12 protein-coding genes, 1 pseudogene and 1 riboswitch are annotated in these 18936 nt (G+C 71.4%); of the genes and pseudogenes, 10 read left to right on the top strand and 3 right to left on the bottom strand.

Going from position 1 to position 18936, the window contains the following annotated elements:
- The first annotated feature begins 119 nt into the window (after positions 1-119).
- From VIW71_RS21430 to VIW71_RS21405, 6 genes are all read left to right on the top strand, one after another.
- On the top strand, positions 120-1361 hold the full coding sequence (locus VIW71_RS21430; RefSeq protein ID WP_331624073.1) for a DUF4192 domain-containing protein: 1242 nt from the start codon (positions 120-122) through the stop codon (positions 1359-1361).
- Positions 1362-1784: 423 nt separating this feature from the next.
- Entirely contained in the window at positions 1785-2519 is a 735-nt protein-coding gene (locus VIW71_RS21425) for an NUDIX hydrolase (RefSeq protein ID WP_331624072.1), read from the top strand.
- A gap of 41 nt (positions 2520-2560) precedes the next feature.
- Positions 2561-4384 carry an ATP-binding cassette domain-containing protein gene (locus VIW71_RS21420; protein WP_331624071.1) on the top strand — a complete coding sequence of 608 codons (1824 nt, stop codon included), beginning with the start codon at positions 2561-2563 and terminating at the stop codon, positions 4382-4384.
- A gap of 144 nt (positions 4385-4528) precedes the next feature.
- Positions 4529-5434 (top strand): FadR/GntR family transcriptional regulator, encoded by a 906-nt coding sequence (locus tag VIW71_RS21415; RefSeq protein WP_331624069.1) that lies wholly within the window; start codon positions 4529-4531, stop codon positions 5432-5434.
- Between the two features lie 393 nt (positions 5435-5827).
- Positions 5828-7393, top strand: coding sequence for an RNA polymerase sigma factor (locus VIW71_RS21410; protein WP_331624068.1), 1566 nt, complete (start codon positions 5828-5830; stop codon positions 7391-7393).
- A gap of 246 nt (positions 7394-7639) precedes the next feature.
- Positions 7640-8503, top strand: a complete 864-nt coding sequence (locus VIW71_RS21405) for a S1 family serine peptidase (RefSeq protein WP_414720803.1) — start codon at positions 7640-7642, stop codon at positions 8501-8503.
- 127 nt (positions 8504-8630) lie between these two features.
- Here VIW71_RS21405 and VIW71_RS21400 read toward each other — a convergent pair whose 3' ends face one another.
- A complete protein-coding gene (locus VIW71_RS21400; RefSeq protein WP_331624067.1) occupies positions 8631-8861 on the bottom strand; it encodes a DUF7455 domain-containing protein in 231 nt (76 codons plus the stop codon).
- A 423-nt stretch (positions 8862-9284) separates the two neighbouring features.
- Between VIW71_RS21400 and VIW71_RS21395 the strand changes: the two genes are divergently transcribed.
- Complete coding sequence (locus tag VIW71_RS21395) at positions 9285-11405, top strand: DNA gyrase/topoisomerase IV subunit B (protein ID WP_331624066.1); 2121 nt, start codon at positions 9285-9287, stop codon at positions 11403-11405.
- A gap of 260 nt (positions 11406-11665) precedes the next feature.
- On the opposite strand, the gene VIW71_RS21390 is transcribed toward VIW71_RS21395, so the two are convergent.
- Both VIW71_RS21390 and VIW71_RS21385 read right to left on the bottom strand, forming a co-directional pair.
- Positions 11666-12613: a sucrase ferredoxin gene (locus VIW71_RS21390; RefSeq protein ID WP_331624065.1), complete on the bottom strand. Its 948-nt coding sequence runs from the start codon at positions 12611-12613 to the stop codon at positions 11666-11668.
- A 247-nt stretch (positions 12614-12860) separates the two neighbouring features.
- Complete coding sequence (locus VIW71_RS21385) at positions 12861-15305, bottom strand: DNA gyrase/topoisomerase IV subunit A (protein ID WP_331624064.1); 2445 nt, start codon at positions 15303-15305, stop codon at positions 12861-12863.
- Positions 15306-15495: 190 nt separating this feature from the next.
- On the opposite strand from VIW71_RS21385, the gene VIW71_RS21380 reads away from it, so the two are divergent.
- From VIW71_RS21380 to VIW71_RS21370, 3 genes and pseudogenes are all read left to right on the top strand, one after another.
- Positions 15496-16821 (top strand): M16 family metallopeptidase, encoded by a 1326-nt coding sequence (locus tag VIW71_RS21380; RefSeq protein WP_331624063.1) that lies wholly within the window; start codon positions 15496-15498, stop codon positions 16819-16821.
- Between the two features lie 17 nt (positions 16822-16838).
- Positions 16839-18203, top strand: coding sequence for a M16 family metallopeptidase (locus VIW71_RS21375; protein ID WP_331624097.1), 1365 nt, complete (start codon positions 16839-16841; stop codon positions 18201-18203).
- Between the two features lie 217 nt (positions 18204-18420).
- Positions 18421-18572: riboswitch (cyclic di-AMP (ydaO/yuaA leader) on the top strand.
- Between the two features lie 15 nt (positions 18573-18587).
- Positions 18588-18936 (top strand): annotated as a pseudogene (locus VIW71_RS21370) (hypothetical protein); the annotation flags it as partial.

Here is an 18936-nt window from a genome sequence, read left to right as displayed (position 1 = left end):
CATAGCACCGACATCCCGCGAACTGCACTCCGTGAGCTGTGGATAACTCTGCGGAAGTTATCCACAGGTTTTTTTGGGGGGTCTGGTGCGGAACATGCCCGATGCGCCATCGTCGACTCATGACGCAGAGCAACCAGATCAACCACGGACAGTCATCAAAACGGGCGGTCGACGTCAAGGTCACCTTGCGCGGCCCCGCCGAGCTCGCAGACGCCTTGCCCTTTCTGATGGGTTTCCATCCCAACGACAGCATCGTCCTCGTGGCCCTGCACGGAGTGCACGGCCGCTTCGGCGGCCGACTCCGGCTCGGGCTCCCGCAGGACCCGGACGAATGGCCCGAGGTCGCCAGGCAACTCGCCGAATGCCTGGTGAACAACAGCACGCGGCGCGGCGCCCGGCCCGATGCCGTCGTTGCCTTCCTCTGCCAGGACCCGTGCGAGGGCGAGCGGTCGTCGGAGGTGACGGTGCGGCTGCGACCACTCGCCCAGCTGCTGCGCGTCGCCTGCGGCGAGCTGAACGTGCCTGTCGTCGAGGCCCTGTGCGTGTCGGCGGGCCGCTGGTGGTCCTACTGCCGGCCCGAGGAGGCCGCCACACCGGAGGACGGGGTCGCGCTTCCACCGCCCGGTACGTCGAACATCGCCGCCACCGCCGCCTACGTGGGCCTGCCCGCCCCGGCCTCGCTCCGCGACATGGAATCCAGGCTCAAGCCCGCCCAGCCACGCAACCGCGGGCAAGAGACCGCCCTCGACATGGCGTGTGCCGAACTGGTGCCGCGCATGCTGGCCGACGGTGACGGCGAGGACGCCAGGAACCGCACCCTCGCGCTGGCTCGTGCCGCTCTGGAGAGGTTCCGCGCAGCGCCGCCGGTCACCGATCCCGCCCGCGGCGACCAGCGGGACGACAAGCTGCTCGGCGACGACGAGGCGGCGGCGATCATCCTCGGACTGCAGGACAGGCGGACCCGCGACCGGGCCGCGGAATGGATGGAACCGGCGCAGGCGGACGCGGCCCTGCGGTTGTGGCGAGCACTGGCCCGCCGCTGTGCCGGGCCTTACGGCGAGCACGCGGCGGCACCCCTCACCCTGGCCGGATGGGTCGCGTGGTCCTCCGGTGACGAGGCCGAGGCACGCGTGGCCCTCGGTCTGGCCCTCGAACTCGAACCGCACTACACCTTCGCCCGGCTGCTCCACCACTCCGTCAACGAGGGCCTGGACCCGGAACTGCTCCGCCGCTGCCTGCGACAGGAACGCCGCGACCGGGTGATCGCCGCGGCCAAGGCCCGCCGCGGACCGGCGGGACCAGCCGGTCGAGGACCCGGCCGCCACTCACCCGGAGGCCACCGTGTCCGAACCCGCCGGTGAGTGGTCCCGCGCGGCGCCGCACCGCACGGCCGGGCTCCGGAAGGCGCCGCAAACGCCCGCCGGGTTCCGTGAGGCTCCCCGAATACGCGGTACGGGTCCCGGACCCGCGCACCGCCCGCCCCGTGCACGCCCGCCCTGCCCGCCGCCCGCGTCGAGCCGTGCGGGAGACCCCGAGCGAGGATGCCCCCGCCATGACGCGCTCCCCAGGAAGGAGGACGGTGAGGAATCGTTCCGCGGTGTGCCGCACATCCGGCACCGGCGCTCCCCCGGAAAGGAGGGCTGAGCGATCAGGACGGCGAGGCGCCCAGGCGCCTGGCCGGGGGCTCGGCAGGGAATGCCCGGCGGTGGGAAAACCTCGGGGATTGATCGCGAAGTGCTGCCGATCCGGCTGATTATCGTCAGGCAGACGACTATGATCGCGGCATGTCGCCCTACGACCCGTCGGCCTTTCCGCCCTTCGCTGTCACCGTCGACCTGGTGGTGCTCACGGTGCGGGACCACGCGCTGTGCGCGCTGTCCGTCCGTCGTGGTGAGCCGCCGTTCCAGGGGAAGTGGGCGCTGCCGGGCGGGTTCGTGCGCATCGACGAGGATCTTTCGCAGGCCGCGGCCCGCGAACTCGCCGAGGAGACGGGCCTGCGCGCACAGAACGGCGCGCACCTGGAGCAGCTCGCCACCTACGGCGACCCGCAGCGGGACCCTCGGATGAGGGTGGTCAGCGTCGCGCACCTGGTACTGGCGCCGGATCTGCCCGCACCCCGCGCGGGAGGCGATGCGAAGAGTGCCCGGTGGGCCCCGGTGGGGACGTTGTTGGGGGAGGCCGGTCAGGATCACGCGGGCGACGCCGCGCCGCTCGCATTCGATCACAGCCGGATCCTCGCGGACGGGGTGGAGCGGGCGCGGTCCAAGATCGAGTATTCGTCGCTGGCCACCGCGTTCTGTCCGCCCGAGTTCACGGTGGGGGAGTTGCGGCGGGTCTACGAGGCGGTGTGGGGCGTGGCGCTCGATCCGCGCAACTTCCACCGGAAGGTGACGGGCACGGTGGGGTTCCTGGTGCCGACCGGAGGGACGACGACGCGTCAGGGTGGGCGTCCGGCACAGTTGTTCAGGGCCGGTGGCGCGACGTTGCTCAATCCGCCGATGCTGCGACCCGAGGTGTAATTTTCGGGGCTTCTGTACCTTTTGGGGGTTATGGTGCTGAGGTGATCCAGGCCATCGGACTGACCAGCACGTCCCGCCGCAAGGCGCCGCCCGCCGTCGCCGGCCTGACCTTCGACGTCCGTGCGGGCGAGGTGACCGCGCTGGTCGGGCCGGCCAGGTCCGGCAAGTCCACCGCCCTGCGCCTGCTGCTCGGGATGGAGACGGGGCGCGGCACCACCCTCGTCGACGGCCGTCCGCTGCACGATCTGCCCGATCCCGTGCGGGAGATCGGCGCGCTGGTCGGTGATGTGCCAGGGCACCCGCGACGTACCGCCCGCGGACATCTCCGTATGCTGTGCGCCGCCTTCGGGGTGCCGCCGTCCCGCGCCGACGAAGTCCTGGACCTCGTAGGACTCCAGGCCGTCGCCGGGCAGCGGCTGGGCACGTACTCGCTCGGCATGGACCGGCGGCTCGGCGTTGCTGTGGCGCTTCTCGCCTCACCCCGCGCGCTGATCCTGGACGACCCCGCGCGGGGACTGCCGCCGCGCGAGGCAGCCTGGGTGCACGAACTGGTCCGGCTGCACGCGGCGGGTGGCGGGGCGGTCCTGCTCACCGGCAGGGACGCGCGGGTGATGGCGCGTACCGCTGATCATGTGATCGCACTGGACCACGGGCGGCTCGTGGCCGACGAATCGGCCGCGCACTTCGCGCGGACCCGGCTGCGTCCGCATGTGGCCGTGCGGTCCCCTTATGCCGGGCGGCTGGGGGAGTTGCTGAGCGAAAAAGGGGCCGAGGTGGTGGCAGCGAGCGGGAGCCGGATCGCGGTGTACGGGCCGAGCGCGGCGGTCGTCGGGGAAACCGCGTACCGGCACGGGATCCTGTTGCACCAGCTCGCCGACGAGACCGCGGACCCGGCCGTGTCCGCGGAGGGGAGCAGCGACAACGCGCTGACGTACCGGCGGAGGTACGCGCCGCCGCGGGGAACCGGGCGCCGCACCGGCCCCGTCCGTCCGCTCGGCTACGAGGTGCGCCGGGGCCTCGGGTTGCGTACTCCGTGGCCGATCGCCGCGACCGCGCTGCTCGGTTCGGTCCTCGCCACTCTCCTCGTGACGCGCGTCGGCACCACCCCCGCCGCGCCGCTGAGGCTGATCTCCGGCTGGCCGGCAGAACTGCCGCTGCCCGCCGCCGCGATCGGCGCCGGAGCTCTCGGCGCGCTGACCTACGGGCAGGAATACCGCTACCCCGCGCTCGCACCTGGCTACGGTCCGGAGCCCCGCAGCCCGCGCCTGCTCGCCGCCAAGCTCGCGGTCAGCGCGGTAGCCGCCCTTGTCCTCGCAGCGCTGGCAGCCACCGTCGATCTCGCGCTGCTGCGTTCCCCTCTCGGCTCAGGCCGGGCGCCCGACCCCCTCGCCGTCCCCGCCGCACTGGTCGGCTGGGCGGCGCTCTGCATCGGCTGCGCCTGTGTCGGAGTGCTCGCGGCGGCGGTCCTCCGCACCACCGCGCTCGGGCTCGCGGTCGTCCTCGCCGTACCGGTGCTGGTCGCACCGGCCGTAGGGGCACTCCTCGGAAAGCGGGTGGCGGCCGAACTCGTCGACGCCGGTGATGCGTTGTGGTCGGTGGTGAGCGGAGCGCCGCAGGAGGGCGGCAGCACGGCCTCCGGTGTGCTGCGCTTCGTCACCCAACCGTTCGTCATCGCCCTCGCGTTGTCGCTCACGGCGCTGGCCGGGGCCTGCGCGGCAAGCTCGTTGCGCGGTCGCCGACGTGCGCGGCGTCAAGGACATCGTCAAGGACATCGACAAGAAGAAGGGCTCACGCCAAGTCCACGGCACGCCAGGGTTGTCGAGGGGGCCACCGAAGGCGGTGCGGAGGCCGGTCAACTCCCGTAACAACCGATCTAACTGACCGCCCACCAGTAACAAGTGGCGATTCATCCCCATAAGCGTCAATTATGAGGTGATGAGCGCTCACCCTTTCGTGTGCTTTTCAGCAAAGCCCTCAAGGCCCGCAGGTGCATCGCCGACAAAGGATGCGTGAGTACCCTTGCGCATTCCATGATGACCGCGGCTCGCTCCACCGACTCCGGTATCGCCGGTCCGGGCGAGCTGGATCGCTACTCGAACGCCGAAGCCCCCGGTACCGACCGACCCGGACTCGCGTCCTGGGAAGGCGTGGAGCCGGACATGAGCCGGGTCGGCCGCCGCGCGGGCGGCAGTCGGGGCCGGGGACTGCACGGTCAACTCGTCCAGCAGCTCGGGCAGATGATCGTCTCCGGAGACCTCGGCGCCGACCGGCCCCTGGTCCCCGAGGAGATCGGCCAGCGCTTCGAGGTCTCCCGCACGGTGGTGCGCGAGTCCCTGCGCGTGCTGGAGGCCAAGGGCCTGGTCAGCGCCAGACCGAACGTCGGCACCCGGGTCCGCCCGGTCAGCGACTGGAACCTGCTGGACCCCGACATCATCGAGTGGCGCGCGTTCGGCCCCCAGCGCGACGACCAGCGCCGCGAACTGCTCGAACTGCGCTGGACCATCGAACCGCTGGCCGCCCGGCTCGCCGCTGGGCACGGCCGCGAGGACGTACAGCAGCGCCTCGCCGACATGGCGGAGATCATGGCGCACGCCGCCGCCCAGGGTGACGCGCTCACCTTCACCCGCGCCGACATCGAGTTCCACACCCTGCTCCTCCAGGTCGCCGGCAACCGCATGCTGGAGCACCTGTCGGGGATCGTCTCCTCCGCGCTGCATGTCTCCGGCGGCACCGTCACCGGCTGCGAGCGCCCCGGCGACACCTCCGTCGGCCTGCACCACCGCATCGTCGAAGCGCTCGCCGAGGGCGACGGCGGTACGGCCGAGGCTGCGATGCGCCAGTTGCTGGCGGTGCCGACCGAGCAGCCGGCCGCCGCCCCCGACAAGAACGTCGTTCCCGCCCCCCGCGAGCACTGACCGCGCCCCGGCCGCCGCAGGTCCCGCACCGCACCACGCGCCACGGGGACCGGCGGCGGCCCCGCCCGCGGGCCCCCGTGCGGTGGGCCCACTCGCACCGGCGCCGACCCCGTCGGGTACCGGCCTCCGTACCGGCGCGTCCGTGCCCGCCCCGTCCCCCACTCGCCCCATCCGTACCGGGCCCGGCCGACCCTTGGCGGCAGATGTCCGGTTTCAATGTTGATCAAACGATTTGGGGTGTGACTCGGGCCACGTAAGCTGGGCGTAACGCCAGACGAGGCAGCGCGATGACTTAAGAGGTGGCGGCCGTACGAGGAATATTCAGCGTCGCGTCTGGCGCTGAGCCGCAGTGCGGATCCACCGAGTCGTTCCCATCGTTCCGAGAGGTTGTTCGTGTCGGCCAGCACATCCCGTACGCTCCCGTCCGAGATCGCCGAATCCGAGTCTCTGATGGCGCTCATCGAGCAGGGTAAGGCCCAGGGCCAGATCGCCGGCGACGACGTGCGTCGGGCGTTCGAAGCGGACCAGATTCCGGCAACCCAGTGGAAGAACGTTCTGCGCAGCCTCAACCAGGTCCTCGACGAGGAGGGTGTGACGCTGATGGTGACTGCCGCTGAGGCGCCCAAGCGCACCCGTAAGAGCGTCGCAGCCAAGAGTCCGGCGAAGCGTACTGCCACCAAGACGGTCGCCTCCAAGGCGGCCCCTGCCAAGAAGACCGTAGCGCCCAAGGCCGTCGCTCCCGAGGCGCCGCCCGAGGCCGAGACCACGGTGGAGCCATCGGTGGAGGCGGAAACCCCAGCCAAGAAGGCACCCGCGAAGAAGACCGTCGCCAAGAAGACGGCTGCCAAGAAGGCCCCCGCCAAGAAGGTGGCGGCCAAGAAGACCGCAGCCTCGCCCGGCGAGGACGAGGCAGTCGAGGCGGAGGACCTGATCGAGGAGGTCGTGCCCGGCAAGGGCGACGACGAGCCGGAGAAGGCGGAGTCCGAGAGCTTCGTGCTCTCCGACGACGACGAGGACGACGCGCCGGCCCAGCAGGTCGCCGTCGCCGGCGCCACCGCCGACCCGGTCAAGGACTACCTCAAACAGATCGGCAAGGTCCCGCTGCTCAACGCCGAGCAGGAGGTCGAGCTCGCCAAGCGGATCGAGGCCGGCCTGTTCGCCGAGGACAAGCTGGCCGCGGCCGACAAGCTCGCCCCCAAGCTCAAGCGTGAGCTGGAGATCATCGCCGAGGACGGCCGCTGGGCCAAGAACCACCTGCTGGAGGCCAACCTCCGGCTCGTGGTGTCGCTGGCCAAGCGCTACACCGGCCGCGGCATGCTCTTCCTCGACCTGATCCAGGAAGGGAACCTGGGCCTGATCCGTGCGGTCGAGAAGTTCGACTACACCAAGGGCTTCAAGTTCTCCACCTACGCCACCTGGTGGATCCGGCAGGCGATCACCCGCGCCATGGCCGACCAGGCCCGCACCATCCGTATCCCGGTGCACATGGTCGAGGTCATCAACAAGCTGGCCCGCGTCCAGCGCCAGATGCTCCAGGACCTGGGCCGCGAGCCCACCCCGGAGGAGCTGGCCAAGGAACTCGACATGACCCCCGAGAAGGTCATCGAGGTGCAGAAGTACGGCCGCGAGCCGATCTCCCTGCACACCCCGCTGGGCGAGGACGGCGACAGCGAGTTCGGTGACCTCATCGAGGACTCCGAGGCGGTCGTCCCGGCCGACGCGGTCAGCTTCACGCTTCTGCAGGAGCAGCTCCACTCAGTCCTCGACACGCTCTCCGAGCGGGAGGCCGGCGTCGTCTCGATGCGCTTCGGCCTCACCGACGGCCAGCCGAAGACGCTGGACGAGATCGGCAAGGTCTACGGTGTCACGCGCGAGCGGATTCGCCAGATCGAGTCCAAGACCATGTCCAAGCTGCGCCACCCGTCGCGCTCGCAGGTGCTGCGCGACTACCTCGACTGACGCGCTCGGCTCACGTTTCGCAGGGAGTCCGGTACGCGCCGGGTGCGACCCCGGCCGCGACCCGGATCGGCGTGTCTTGCGGATGCGGCCTCCGGCTCTGTCGATAACTCTGGGTATCCGGAGTTACCCACAGAGTCAGGAGGCCGCATGCGTTCCGCCTTCCATGCCATAAGCCGTGCCGTACGCCGTGGCGCACGCGATGGCTGTGCCACAAGCGTCACAAGTGCAGCGAGTGCAGTGAGTGCGGTGAGTCCAGTTGGGGCCGCGAATGCCAGAAGAAACGGCCGCCGCACCGTACTGGCCGGTGCGCTGGCGCTGCTGCCCGCCCTCGCCGTACCACTGACCGCTCCCGTGGCGCCGGCCGCCGCCAACGGGATCGTGGTGGGGGGCGCCCCGACCACCACGGACCAGCAGCCATGGGCGGTCGCCCTTGCCAGCCGTTCCCGCTTCGGCGCCGAGCGTTCGGGGCAGTTCTGCGGGGGAGTGGCCGTCGCGCCCCGTACGGTGCTGACCGCCGCGCACTGTCTCGGCAGTGAGGTGCTGGGCGTCTCCGACTGGCGGCAGCTCAAGGATCTGCGGGTCATCGAGGGCCGGACCGATCTGTCCGGGACCGACGGCGTGGAGCTGAGGTTGTCGCAGGTGTGGGTGAATCCGGAGTTCGATCCGGTGACCAACTCCGGGGACATCGCGGTGCTCACCCTGAGGGAGGCGCTGCCGAGCGGCGCCGCGATCGCGATGGCGGAGTCGTCGGACACCGCGGACTACGTGCCGGGTACGGCGGCGCAGGTGTACGGCTGGGGTGACACGACCGGGGACGCCGACTACGCCAACGTGCTGCATGCGGCGTCCGTCGCAGTTCTCGCGGACACGGTCTGCGAGGAGGCGTACCCGGGGAGTGCGGACGGCACTTATGTACGGGCCACCATGATGTGCGCGGGACTTGAGGGTGGCGGCCGGGACGCCTGCCAGGGGGACAGCGGAGGGCCGCTGGTGGTGGCGGGCCGCCTGGTGGGGCTGGTCTCGTGGGGGACGGGCTGCGCGCAGGCCGCGTACCCGGGGGTCTACACGAGGATGTCCGCCATGGCGGCGCTGGTCGCGCCGTACCTGTGAGCCCGGCGACCGCACGCCGCAGAAAGAAGGATCCGGGCAGGCCGGCGGGCGGACACCCCCTGGAGGGGTCTGTCCGCCCGCAGGTCCGAACTCGTCGCCTGTGCGACCTCGTCGCGGGTGCGACGTGTCAGCGCTCGTCGTCTCCCGCCGAGGCCGGGGTGTCGGTCAGCCTGCCGGTCTCGTCCTGTATTTCCGATGCGATCTTCTTGAGTTCCGGCTCGAACTTCCGGCCGTGGTGTGCGCAGAAGAGCAGCTCTCCGCCACTGACGAGGACGACGCGCAGGTAGGCCTGAGCGCCGCAACGGTCGCAGCGGTCTGCCGCTGTCAGCGGACTTGCGGGGGTCAGAACAGTAGTCACGTCGCCTCTTCTCTAGCTCGACGAGCTGTCGTACCAGGGTCAACATCCAACCAGGTCGAAAACGTTCCCGCTGTCGGCCCTTTTTCCTTGAGAACCGACCTCGGAATGACTGGGTGTTACCGATTGGCGGCGGATAGGAGTCAGTTGCGTCAGATGTCGCATATGGATGTGTTGTCCGGATCTGCACCTCGGCTGGCTTGCCAGGTATTGGAGAGGACGTGCCCGGAGCCTAAATGGTTCATGCGTCTTTGGGAACGTGACATGTCTATCACTCCCACGGGTTATCGAACGGATACTCGATAAAGGCTAGTATGGGCGTTCCCGGGGCCGGGTCGCATGACAACTCCCCGGTCCGGCCTCGGTACCCTCTCACCGACACGGCCGTAAAACTTCAGAGAACATCCGGATCGAGGAGCTGCCCGCGTGACCGCCGAAACATCCGTGCCGCCCTCCGCGCTGCTGACGGGCGCAGATCGCGACGGCTCCAACTACACCGCGCGGCACCTCCTCGTCCTCGAAGGACTCGAAGCGGTCCGCAAGCGGCCGGGTATGTACATCGGATCGACGGACAGTCGCGGCCTGATGCACTGCGTCTGGGAGATCATCGACAACTCCGTCGACGAGGCGCTGGCCGGCCACGGCGCCCGTATCGAGGTGATCCTGCACCAGGACACCTCCATCGAGGTACGGGACAACGGCCGCGGCATCCCGGTCGACGTCGAGCCCAAGACGGGACTGTCCGGCGTCGAGGTCGTGATGACCAAACTGCACGCCGGCGGCAAGTTCGGCGGTGGCTCGTACGCGGCCTCCGGCGGTCTGCACGGTGTCGGCGCGTCGGTGGTGAACGCCCTGTCGTCCCGGCTCGACGTCGAGGTGGACCGCGGCGGTCACACCCACGCCATCAGCTTCCGCCGTGGCGTCCCCGGGATCTTCACCGGGGCGGGACCCGACGCGCCCTTCGACCCGGCTGGCGGCCTGACCAAGACCAAGAGGATCCCCCGGACCCGTACCGGCACCCGCGTGCGCTACTGGGCGGACCGGCAGATCTTCCTCAAGGACGCCAAGATCTCCCTGGAGACCCTGCACCAGCGCGCCCGCCAGACCGCCTTCCTGGTGCCCGGGCTGACCATCGTGGTGCGTGACGAGCGCGGCATCGAGTCGGCCGAGCCGGTCGAGGAGGTCTTCCACTTCGACGGCGGGATCAGCGAGTTCTGCGAGTTCCTCGCGCCCGACAAGCCGATCTGCGACGTGCTCCGGCTGACCGGCACCGGGACGTTCAAGGAGACCGTGCCCGTACTGGACGACCGCGGCCACATGACGCCCACCGAGGTCACCCGCGAACTGGGCGTGGATGTCGCGCTGCGCTGGGGCACCGGCTACGAGACCACCACCAGGTCCTTCGTCAACATCATCGCCACCCCCAAAGGCGGCACCCACGTGAGCGGCTTCGAGCGCTCCGTCACCAAGACCGTCAACGAGGTGCTGCGGGCCACCAAGATGCTGCGCGTCGCCGAGGAGGACATCGTCAAGGACGACGCGATGGAGGGCCTCACAGCGGTGGTCACCGTCCGGCTCGCCGAGCCGCAGTTCGAGGGGCAGACCAAGGAGGTGCTGGGCACCTCGGCGGCCAACCGGATCGTGGCCACGGTGGTGGCCAAAGAACTCAAGGAGTTCCTGACCTCCGCCCGGCGCGACACCAAGGCCCAGGCGCGGGCCGTGCTGGACAAGGCTGTCGCCGCCGCCAGGACCCGGATCGCGGCCAGGCAGCACAAGGAGGCGCAGCGCAGGAAGACCGCCCTGGAGACCTCCTCGCTGCCCGCCAAGCTCGCCGACTGCCGCAGCGACGACGTGGAGCGCAGTGAACTGTTCATCGTCGAGGGCGACTCGGCGCTGGGCACCGCCAAGCTGGCCCGCAACTCCGAGTTCCAGGCGCTGCTGCCGATCCGCGGCAAGATCCTCAACGTCCAGAAGTCCTCGGTCTCGGACATGTTGAAGAACGCCGAGTGCGGCGCGATCATCCAGGTCATAGGGGCCGGTTCCGGCCGCACCTTCGACATCGACCAGGCGCGCTACGGCAAGGTGATCTTCCTCGCCGACGCCGATGTGGACGGCGCCCACATCCGTTGCCTGCTGCTCACGCTCTTCCAGCGGTACATGCGGCCGATGGTGGAGGAAGGCCGGGTCTTTTCAGCGGTGCCGCCGCTGCACCGCATCGAACTGGTCCAGCCCAAGAAGGGCCAGGACAAGTACGTCTACACCTACTCCGACAACGAACTGCGGCAGACCGTGCTCGACCTCCAGCGCCGCAACATCCGCTTCAAGGACAGCATCCAGCGCTACAAGGGCCTCGGCGAAATGGACGCCAACCAGCTCGCCGAAACGACGATGGACCCGCGGCACCGCACGCTGCGGCGGATCAACATCAGCGATCTGGAGGCCGCGGAGCAGGCGTTCGACCTGCTGATGGGCAACGAGGTGGCGCCGCGCAAGGAGTTCATCACCAGTTCGGCGGCGACGCTGGACCGGTCCCGTATCGACGTGTAGTCACCGCGGCGGCAGCCCCTGGCACCGCGGCGGTGGCTCTCAGCACCACGCGGTGCCGCCCCTTCACCTGGTGGGGTGAAGGTTTCTGCTTGTTGGGCTTGCACTTGGACCTGGATCTTCCCGCTCTGTCCGTGCTTGGGCGCACCGGCCGATCGGCCGACGGACCCGCGACCTGGAGGGCGTACTCAAGGCGTTCAACCCGGACCTTCGGCACGCGACGGTCGAACCGGCCAGGACGACCACGGAGTTCGTGAAGAACGTCAGGCGGCGCCCTGCGCTCGGCGGGGCCGGCCGACCCCGCCCCCGGCCACCGCTTCGATGCCCGTGACCTCTGCGCGGGCCGGAGTGCCGAGGGCCGCGCCGCAGCTCTCCGGGCGCGGCGGCTGCGACACGGTCCGCGCCACCGCGACCCGCCAGGCCCGCCCGTCGGCGTGCGCGACCCGTACGGCCCACCCGCCGGGGGCCTCCTCGGTACCTTCCACGGTGACCGCGTCCGCCCGGCCCTCGCCGGTCAGGGCGCGTACGGCCAGGTCGGCCGCCTGCCCCGGGCGGTCCCAGGCCGACCGGCCCCGGCAGCCGTCCAGTACGACCCGCCCGGAGCGCGCCGCCTCCAGCACGTCCTTGGCGTGGTGGCCGTCCACCCGGCCGTACGTGTAGCCGTAGGGGAGTACGAGCATGGTCGGTGCGAAACGGTGGCCGCCGAGGTGGGTGATCTCCCAGACGTTCTGACCGTCCGAGGCGGCGAGCTCTGTGGCGAGCGGGCGGCCGTACAGGGCGCAGCAGCGGTCGCGCTTGCCGTTGGTGCACACCGCGACGATCGGCGGCCCCTGGTACCCGGTCCCGAAACCGCCGTGCGCGCCCGCACCCAGTGCCGCGAAGTCCAGGCCGGTCAGGTCCGCCGGGTCCGCGAGGTCGGCGGTGCGGACCCACGGGTCGTGGGGCGCGGTGTGCGCGAGCAGGACCCGGCGGCGGCTGGGCCGGTGCCGGTCGGCGTGCGGGCCGGGTCGGCGGATCAGCGCCACCCGCACGCCGGTGCCGTTCGCGGCCCGGTCCAGGGCGCGGCCCACTGCCGGGTCCAGCCTGCTCCCGGTGAGCGCCTTCGCGCCCCACGGCCCCGGCTGCTCGATCAGCAGCCACGTCCGCGCGACGGCCGCGGTCCCGGCCAACGGCTCGGCCAGCTCGATCGAGGCCCGCGTACACATGGTCACGCGCCCGAGCGTAACCGGCGCCGCCGACGCTCCCGCACCCAGGCCCGGCGGCGCGGCCGGGTGCCACGCACGCCATGGCCGAGCACGGTTCCCGCGCTGCCGCGGGACGACCCGAGCCGACCATGGGCAGCCGCCTCGGCCGCGGCCCTGCCGGTACGGCAGCGGCCAGGCGCCGACGGCGGCCGGACCACCGCGCGGCGTACGCCCGCGCGGCACGGTCCCAGCAGGAGATCGCGCGCCGGTCCGCCTACACCGGCCCCGCCACCACCGCCACCCGCTTGGCCAGCGGGACGCCCGACCCGTCGCGGCGGGGGTCCTTCGGCGGCAGGTCGGCCGGGGCGCCGGCGGCCGTGGCGGCGCGGGCCGGGACAGGTCCGGCCCAGGCGAGCAGCAGCCCGGTCTCACCCCGCAGGAATCGCTGGCAGCGCACGCCGCCGGTGGCGCGGCCCTTCCGCGGGTACTGGTCGAAGGGGGTGAGCTTGGCCGTGCCCTCACCGGCGCCCTCAAGGGTGCCCTCGCTCCTGGCCAGAGTGAAGACGACCGCCTCCGCCGCCGGTTCCACCGCCGTGAAGGAGATCACCTTCGCGCCCTCAGCGAGCTTGATACCCGCCATACCGCCCGCCGGGCGGCCCTGCGGCCGTACCTGCGAGGCCGGATAGCGCAGCAGTTGCGCGTCGTCGGTGATGAAGACCAGGTCCTCCTCGCCGGTGCGCAGCTCGACCGCGCCGACCACCGCGTCACCCTCCCTGAGGGAGATGACCTCCAGGTCGTCCTTGTTGGCCGGATAGTCCGGGACCACGCGCTTGACCACGCCCTGTTCGGTGCCGAGCGCCAGCCCCGGCGAGGACTCGTCGAGCGTGGTCAGACACAGCGCCCGCTCGCCCTCCTCCAGCGACAGGAACTCGGTCAGCGGCGCGCCGCCGGCCAGCGACGGAGCGCCAGCGGTGTCCGGCAGCACCGGCAGGTCGATCACGGTGAGCCGTAGCAGGCGGCCGGCCGAGGTCACCACGCCCACGTCGGCGCGGGCCGTGGTCGGCACCGCCGACACGATCACGTCGTGCTTGGCGCGCTTGCCGCCGCCGTCGCCGATCTCCTCACCGCCCGCGGTACGGGCCAGCAGACCGTTGGAGGAGAGCAGCACCCGGCACGGGTCGTCCGCGACCTCCAGCGGTACCGCGGCGACCGGCGTGCCGGCCGACTCCAGCAGCACGGTGCGCCGCTCGGTGCCGTACTTCTTGGCGACCGCGGCCAGTTCGGAGGAGACCAGCTTGCGCAGCTCCGCGTCGGACTCCAGGATCCGGGTCAGCTCGGCGATCTCCGCGGTGAGCCGGTCCCGCTCGGACTCCAGCTCGATCCGGTCGAACCGGGTGAGGCGGCGCAGCGGGGTGTCGAGGATGTACTGCGTCTGGATCTCCGACAGGCCGAACCGTTCGATCAGCCGCTCCTTGGCCTGCGCCGCGTTCTCGCTGGCCCGGATGATCGCGATGACCTCGTCGATGTCGACCAGCGCGACCAGCAGGCCGTCCACCAGGTGGAGCCGGTCGCGGCGCTTGGTACGGCGGAACTCGCTGCGCCGGCGCACCACCTCGAAGCGGTGGTCGACATAGACCTCCAGGAGCTCCTTGAGGCCGAGGGTCAGCGGCTGGCCGTCCACCAGGGCCACGTTGTTGATGCCGAAGGAGTCCTCCATCGGCGTCAGCTTGTAGAGCTGTTCGAGCACGGCCTCCGGGTTGAAGCCGTTCTTGATCTCGATGACCAGGCGCAGCCCGTGCTCGCGGTCGGTGAGGTCCTTGACGTCGGCGATGCCCTGGAGCTTCTTCGCGCCGACCATGTCCTTGATCTTGGCGATGACCTTCTCGGGGCCGACGGTGAACGGCAGTTCGGTGACCACCAGGCCCTTGCGGCGCGGCGTGACGTCCTCCACGGAGACCGTCGCGCGGATCTTGAAGGTGCCGCGGCCGGTCTCGTACGCGTCCCGGATGCCGGTCAGGCCGATGATCCGGCCGCCGGTCGGCAGGTCCGGGCCCGGCACGTACCGCATCAGGGCGTCCAGGTCGGCGCCCGGGTGCCGGATGAGGTGGCGGGCGGCGGCGACGACCTCGCCCAGGTTGTGCGGCGGCATGTTGGTGGCCATGCCCACCGCGATCCCGGACGCGCCGTTGACCAGCAGGTTGGGGTAGGCGGAGGGCAGGACGCCGGGTTCGCGCTCCTGGCCGTCGTAGTTGGGGGCGAAGTCGACGGTGTCCTCGTCGATCGACTCCACCATGAGCTGGGCCGGGCCGGACATCCGCGCCTCGGTGTACCGCATGGCGGCGGGCAGGTCGTCCAGCGAGCCGAAGTTGCCGTGGCCGTCGACCAGCGGCAGCCGCTGCGAGAAGGGCTGCGCCATCCGCACCATCGCGTCGTAGATCGACGCGTCGCCGTGCGGGTGCAGTTTGCCCATCACCTCGCCGACGACACGGGCGCACTTGACGAAGCCGCGGTCCGGGCGCAGGCCCATCTCGTTCATCTGGTACACGATGCGGCGGTGCACCGGCTTCATACCGTCGCGGGCGTCGGGCAGCGCGCGTGAGTAGATCACCGAGTAGGCGTACTCAAGGAAGGAGCCCTGCATCTCGTCCACGACGTCGATGTCGAGGATGCGCTCCTCGAAGTCGTCGGGGGGCGGGGTCTTCGTCGTGCGGCGGGCCATTTCGGCGGCGCTCCCTCATCTGGACCGGTGGACTGACGCCGACCATTGTGGACCGCGCCACCGACAGCGTGGACCACTACCCGGCACGACCGCGCGGTACGGCGGGAACTTCGCGGACCCCCGACTCGCTTGCCTAGAGTGGCAGCACTGTACGCAGTCACGCGCACGCGACCGGAAGGACAGCTTGCCCATGGGTCACACGGCCACGCCGGAGGCACACTCCAGCGGCCTGACAGCCACCGAGCACCGCCTGGCGAACGGCCTGCGGGTGGTGCTCTCCGAGGACCACCTCACCCCGGTCGCGGCCGTCTGCCTCTGGTACGACGTCGGCTCCCGGCACGAGGTCAAGGGCCGTACCGGGCTCGCCCACCTCTTCGAGCACCTGATGTTCCAGGGCTCGGCCAGCGTGAAGGGCAACGGCCACTTCGAGCTGGTCCAGGGGGCCGGCGGCTCGCTGAACGGCACCACCAGCTTCGAGCGCACCAACTACTTCGAGACCATGCCCGCCCACCAGGTCGAACTGGCCCTGTGGCTGGAGGCAGACCGGATGGGCAGCCTGCTGGCCGCCCTGGACCAGGAGAGCCTGGACAACCAGCGCGACGTCGTGAAGAACGAGCGCCGCCAGCGGTACGACAACGTGCCCTACGGCACCGCCTTCGAGCGCCTCACCGCCCTCGCCTACCCCGACGGTCACCCTTACCACCACACCCCCATCGGTTCGATGGCCGACCTGGACGCCGCCTCCCTGGAGGACGCCCGTACGTTCTTCCGCACGTACTACGCACCCGGCAACGCGGTGCTCGCGGTGGTCGGCGACATCGACCCGGAGCGGACGCTGGGCTGGGTCGAGAAGTACTTCGGCTCCATCCCGGCGCACGACGGCAAGCCCGCGCCCCGCGACGGATCGCTGCCCGACACCATGGGCGGCCAGCTCCGGGAGGTGATCGAGGAGGACGTGCCCGCCCGCGCCCTGATGGCCGCCTACCGGCTGCCGCAGGACGGCATCCGGGGCGGGGACGCCGCCGACCTGGCGCTGACGGTGCTCGGTGGGGGCGAGTCGTCCCGGCTGCACAACCGGCTGGTACGGCGGGACCGCACCGCCGTGACCGCCGGTTTCGGGCTGCTGCGGCTGGCCGGCGCGCCGTCGCTGGGCTGGCTGGACATCAAGGCGTCCAGCGGGGTCGAACTGCCGGTGATCGAGGCCGCGGTGGACGAGGAGCTGGCCCGGTTCGCGGCCGAGGGCCCCACGCCCGAGGAGATGGAGCGGGCCCAGGCGCAGCTGGAGCGGGAGTGGCTGGACCGGCTGGCGACAGTGGGCGGGCGCGCGGACGAACTGTGCCGGTTCGCGGTGCTCTTCGGCGACCCGCAGCTCGCGCTGACCGCCGTCCAGCGGGTGCTGTCCGTCACCCCCGAAGAGGTTCGGGAGGTGGCCGCGGCCCGGCTGCGGCCCGACAACCGCGCCGTGCTGGTCTACGAGCCGACCGGCAAGAACCAGAAAGCAGAGGGTGAGCTGTGAACGACACCGCCGCGGTCATGACGTTCCATCCGCAGCCGCAGGCCGGTGAGCCGAAGCCGTGGGCCTTTCCCGCGCCCGAGCGCGGCACCCTGTCCAACGGCCTGACCCTGCTCACCAGCCACCGCCCCGGCCGGCAGGTCATCGCCGTCGAGGTGCTGCTCGCCGCGCCGCTGGACGCTGAGCCGGAAGGCCTGGACGGCGTGGCCACCATCATGGCCAGGGCGCTGTCGGAGGGCACCGACGAGCACACCGCCGAGGAGTTCGCCGCCGAACTGGAGCGCTGCGGCGCCACCTTGGACGCGCACGCCGACCACTCCGGTGTCCGGGTCTCCCTCGAGGTGCCCGCCTCCCGGCTGGACAAGGCGCTCGGCCTGCTCGCCGAGGCGCTGCGCGCCCCCGCCTTCCCCGAGGACGAGGTCAAGCGCCTGGTCGCCAACCGGCTGGACGAGATCCCGCACGAGCTGGCCAACCCGGCCCGCCGCGCCGCCATGGCCCTGTCCAAGGAGCTCTACCCGGCCGAACTGCGCTGCTCCCGGCCCCGCCAGGGCACCGAGGACACCGTCCGCAGGATCGACGCCGAGTCGGTCCGTGCCTTCTACGAGGCCCACGTCCGGCCGGCCACCGCGACCGCCGTCGTGGTCGGCGACTTCACCGGCATCGACCTGCCGGCACTGCTGGACGCCACCCTCGGCCGGTGGACCGGAGCCGAGGCCGCGCCCCGCCCGCGCCCGGCGATCACCTCGGACGACACCGCCCGCGTGGTGATCGTGGACCGGCCGGGCGCCGTCCAGACCCAGCTGCTCATCGGGCGCACCGGCCCGGACCGGCAGGACCCGGTGTGGGCCGCGCAACTGCTCGGCGTGTACTGCCTCGGCGGCACCCTCACCTCCCGGCTGGACCGCGTGCTGCGCGAGGAGAAGGGCTACACCTACGGCGTACGGGCCTTCGGTCAGGTGGTGCTGTCGTCCGCGGACGGCACCGGCGCCGCGCTGCTCGGCATCAGCGGCTCGGTCGCCACCGAGGTCACCGGGCCCGCCCTGGCCGACACCTGGCAGGTCATCCGCACCCTCGCCGAGGGCGGGCTCACCGACGAGGAGCGCGACGTCGCCGTGCAGAACCTGGTCGGCGTGGCGCCGCTGCGCTACGAGACCGCAGCCGCGGTCGCCGGCACTCTCGCCGACCAGGTCGAACAGCAGCTCCCGGACGACTTCCAGGCCCGGCTGTACGCGCGTCTGGCGGCCACCGGCACCGTGGAGGCCACCGCCGCGGTGGTCAACGCCTTCCCGCTGGACCGCCTGGTGGTGGTCCTCGTCGGCGACGCCTCGGCGATCGCCGAGCCGGTGCGCGAACTGGGCATCGGGCCTGTGAACATCGTCACCTGATCCCCCGTCCGGAAAGCTCCGCGACCGCGACGCCCGGAACCCCGGCAGCCCTGGTGGCGCCGGGGTTCCGGGCGTTTCCGGAGGCTTTCCGGGTGTTTAGGATCACTGGGCGGATGTGTGTGGCCCACGCTACATATCGCCCGATCTGTTTGATGGACGGACCGGTGCCCGGTTAGCGTCTCGGTGCCCGTCCGCACCTGCCGCGTCCGGCGGCACCGGGCGTCCATCGCCGAGTCCCCGTCAGGGGAGCCGGGGAACCACCGTGTCCCTGGGGTGAATCGGGACCTTCCGCCCAGTGGCGGCGGCCCCGTAGGAGACCTTCCTGCTCCGAACCCGTCAGCTGACCCGGCAGGCGAGAAGGAAGGAAAGGAGCGACGCCGCCTCATGGCGTTCACCGTTCTGCCCGCTTCCGGCCGGAAGCACCGCCGTGCCCGTCGCGGCCCCGGACGGGGCCGGGTCTCGATCGCCGGCGCCGCCGTACTCTCCGCGGCCGGCGCGTTCGGCGCCCTCGGTGCCACGGCGGCGGCCAGCCCCGGGCGGGCCCACTCCGCCGCGCCCGCCGGGGACACCGTTTTCACCCAGGCCGTGGACGTGACCGGTGCGCTGGCCCGGAAGGTGTCCGGCCAGGCCGCCGCCCAGCACAGGGCCGCCGACGCCGCGAGGACCGCCGCGGAGGAGGCCCGCAGGCAGGCCGCTGCGAAGGCGAAGGCGCGGGCCCGGACGAAGGCCGGGG

Origin of the sequence: Streptomyces sp. (assembly GCF_036524955.1) — a bacterium.
Lineage (GTDB): Bacteria > Actinomycetota > Actinomycetes > Streptomycetales > Streptomycetaceae > Actinacidiphila.
Note: the sequence above shows the minus strand (reverse complement) of the source record. Positions and strands in the feature narration are given on the sequence as shown.